The sequence below is a fragment of the Streptosporangium sp. NPDC005286 genome, assembly GCF_040607515.1.
Classification (GTDB): Bacteria; Actinomycetota; Actinomycetes; order Streptosporangiales; family Streptosporangiaceae; genus Streptosporangium.
The window spans coordinates 1-3,310 of sequence record NZ_JBEXGU010000353.1 but is presented as its reverse complement, the minus strand read 5'-3'; the positions used below and the strand labels follow the sequence as shown (position 1 = coordinate 3,310).

1 protein-coding gene is annotated in these 3,310 nt (G+C 74.3%); it reads right to left on the bottom strand.

Annotated elements, in window-relative coordinates:
- Positions 1 to 3,310, bottom strand: a 3,310-nt coding sequence (locus ABZU75_RS45900) for an SDR family NAD(P)-dependent oxidoreductase (RefSeq protein ID WP_355569720.1), incomplete at both ends; no start/stop codon positions are given.

Sequence of the window (3,310 nt, the reverse complement as noted above, 5' to 3'; positions counted from 1 at the left end):
CGCCGGTCGGGCTGCCCTTCAGGGTGAGCGGGTCGATGCCCGCCCGTTCGACGGCCTCCCAGGAGGTCTCCAGCAGCAGCCGCTGCTGGACGTCGGTCGCCAGCGCCTCACGCGGCGAGATCCCGAAGAAGCGCGTGTCGAACTCGGCCGCGTCGTACAGGAAGCCGCCCGCACGGGCGAAGGACGCCTCCGAAAGCTCCCAGCCTCGGTCGGCCGGGAAGTCCGAGATGGCGTCCCTGCCCTCGGTGACCAGCTCCCACAGCTGTTGCGGTGAGGTGACGCCGCCCGGATACCGGCAGGCCATGCCGACGATGACGATCGGGTCCCCGCTGAGCGGGGCCGTGACGGGCACGGGCAGGGGCGGCGCGGAGGTCGCCTCGGCGCCGTCGAGTTGCCCGCGGATGAAACCGGTCACCGCCACCGGGGTGGGCTGATCGAACACCAGCGTGGCGGGCAGCCGGATACCGGTCGCCTCGATCAGCCGGTTACGCAGTTCCACCGAGGTGAGGGAGTCAAGACCGAGGTCCTGGAAGGTCATGTCCGGTGAGATCGCGTTCGCCGAGGCATGCCCCAGCACGGCGGCCACCTGCCCGAGCACCAGCGTGGACACGGCCTCGCCGAGTGCCTCGCCCGACAGAGCACCCAGTGCGCCGGAGGTGGCGGAGGCGGCGGCCGCCTGTCGCATGGGGGCGGGCACCAGAGCGCGGAAGAGCGCCGGGATGCGGCTTTGTGCCCGCAGCGCGGCCCGGTCCAGCCGCGCCGCCACCACCACCGGCTCCCGGCTCGTCATGGCGGCGTCGAGGAAGGCGAGTCCCTGCTCGGCGGACAGTGGTCGCAGCCCGGCCCGGGCCATGCGCCGCATGTCAGTCTCGGTGAGGGCGCTGGTCATCCCGGTGTCCTGCTGCCACGGCCCCCACCCGATCGACAGGCCCGCCAGCCCCTGAGCGGCGCGCTGCCGTACCAGGGCGTCGAGGAAGGCGTTGGCCGCGGTGTAGCTTGCCTGGCCGCCGTTGCCGAGCATCGCGAACACCGAGGAGAACACCACGAACGCGGTCAGGCCGAGGTCGCGGGTGAGCTCGTGCAGGTGCCAGGCGCCGTCCGCCTTCGGCCGCAGCACGGCGTCGATCCGCTCGGGCGTCAGCGCGCCGACCGGCCCGTCGTCGAGCACGCCGGCGGCGTGCACCACCCCGGTGAGCGGGTGCTGCGGGGCGATTGCGGCGATCAGCTCGGCCAGGGCATCGCGGTCGGACACGTCACAGGCGACGGCCGTGACCTCGGCGCCCTGGGCGGTCAGCTCCGCCACCAGTTCCGCGGCGCCCTCGGTGTCCGGGCCGCGACGGCCGACCAGCATCAGGTGACGTACGCCGTGCTCGGTCACCAGGTGGCGGGCGACGAGCGCGCCGATCCCGCCCAAACCACCGGTGACGAGCACGGTGCCATCGGTATCCCGGAAGGTGGTCGGCGCCGGCGAGGCAGCACGGTCATCGTCGACTCCGATGAGCCGCGGCACCCGGGGCAGGCCATCGCGTATCGCGATCTGCGGCTCCGCGGAATCGAGCGCCGTGACCAGCGTCTCGCCGCTCACCCGCTCGACATCAAGATCAAGCAGGACGAACCGCCCCGGGTTCTCCACCTGCGCCGAGCGCACCAGGCCCCAGACCACCGCCGCGACGGGGTCGGGCGCGGTCTCGGCATCGGCGGCCACCGCTCCACGGGTCACGAAGATCACCGGGCCGTCGGCGTGCTCGTCACGCCCGCTCTCCCGCAGCCGGGCCAGGACCGCCGAGGTCACCGACCGCACGGCGGCCGGAACGTCGTCCCCGGCCGGCACCGAGACCGGCATGAGCGTCACGTCCGCGGCCGGGTCCGGCTCACCCACCAGGTCCGCCACCTGCCCGGCCGCGCGCAGGGCGGCGACCAGACCCCATTCGTCGGAGCCGAGCACCGACCAGCGCCTGGCCGGACGGTCCCCGCTCCCGGATTCCGGTGCGAGCGGCCAGTCCAGTCGCAGCAGCGGTCCACCGCCGGTGCGCGCCGTACGCTGCGGATCATTCGGCCGGAGCGCGAGGGAGCGCACCGAGGCGACCAGGCCGCCCTGGGCATCGGCCACGACCAGCGTGATCGCGTCCGTACCGGCCCCGCTCACCCGGACCCGGAGCCTTGAGGCGCCGGAGGCGTGCAGGGACACCCCGCTCCAGGCGAACGGCAGCAGTCCACCGCCCGCCTCGTCGAGCCCGGCGAGGGACGCCACGTGCAGCGCGGCGTCGAGCAGGGCCGGGTGCAGCCCGTACGAGCCCGCGTCGGCCGCGAGGTCCTCGGGCAGGGCGACCTCGGCGAACACCTCCCGGCCGGTGCGCCAGACGGCGCGCACCCCCTGGAACGCGGGGCCGTAGGAGAAGCCCACCCGCGCCCGCCGCTCGTAGAAACCGTCGAGGCCCACCGCGACGGCGTCCGCGCGCGGCCACTCGTCCATGCCGGGGTCGGGGACGCCCGGCACGCCGGGGGTGAGCACACCGGTGGCGTGCCGAACCCACGGCGCGTCCGGCTCGTCCGCCGGCCGGGAGTACACGCCGATCGTCCGGCCACCGCCGTCGGCGGCGGCGGCGCCGAGCGCCACCTGCAACTGGACGCCACCCCGCTCGGGCAGCACGAGCGGCGCGGTGAGCGTGAGCTCCTCCACCAGGCCGCAACCGACCTCGGCGCCCGCCCGCACGGCCAGCTCGACGAAGGCCGTGCCGGGCAACAGCACCTGTCCGGCCACCACGTGGTCGCACAACCATGGATGCGCCGCCGTCGAGACCAGAGCGGTGAACAGGAATCCACCGGTGTCGGGCAGCTCCACGGCCGCGCCGAGCAGCGGGTGCCGCGGCCGGTCCAGCCCGGCGGAGGTGACATCGCCTACGGTCGCCGCAGGTTCGGACCAGTACCGCTCCCGCTGGAAGGCATACGTCGGCAGGTCCACCCGGCGAGCCGCCGTGGCGGAGAACAGCTCCGGCCACCGCACCGCCATCCCGTGCACGTACAGCCGGGCGGCCGCCGCCAGTGCCGCGGCCTCCTCGCCGCGGTCCTTACGCAGAACGGGGAAGGCGACCACCGGCTCGTCCGAGGCCTGGCGAACCGAGAGGTTCTGGTGAACGAGCGCCGACAACCCGCCATCCGGACCGAGCTCCAGGAACACCTTGGCCCCCGCCGCCCCGGCGGCACGGATCGCCTCCGCGAAACGCACCGGACGCACGACGTGATCCACCCAGTACTGCGCCGAGCACAGGTAGGCGGCGTCGACCACCTCGCCGGTCACGGTGGAGACGAT